This window comes from Wenyingzhuangia sp. 2_MG-2023 (genome assembly GCF_030548295.1).
Classification (GTDB): Bacteria; Bacteroidota; Bacteroidia; order Flavobacteriales; family Flavobacteriaceae; genus Wenyingzhuangia.
This window is the reverse complement of sequence record NZ_JAUOSB010000208.1, coordinates 1-233: the sequence shown is the minus strand read 5'-3', so window position 1 is coordinate 233 and position 233 is coordinate 1. Positions and strand designations below refer to the sequence as shown.

At 30.9% G+C, this 233-nt stretch carries 1 protein-coding gene; it reads left to right on the top strand.

Annotation, left to right across the window (positions count from 1 at the left end; all coding sequences use genetic code 11):
* A partial coding sequence (locus tag Q4548_RS17070) for a cytochrome c peroxidase (RefSeq protein WP_303457298.1) occupies positions 1–233 on the top strand: 233 nt, incomplete at both ends.

Genomic DNA, 233 nt, shown 5'->3' with positions numbered 1-233 from the left:
ATTTTATAAAGAACTATTCTATAAAGCTTTTGGTGACGATGATATTACTGCTGATCGAATATACAATAGTATTGCACAATATGAATATACGTTGATTTCATCAAACAGCAAATACGATAGTATAAAACGTAACGAAGGAAAAAAATTTACTGAAAGAGAAGCAGTGGGGTATCAAGTTTTTCAGGAAAAATGCAACAGTTGTCACAGTACAGAATTGTTCACAGATCAAAGTT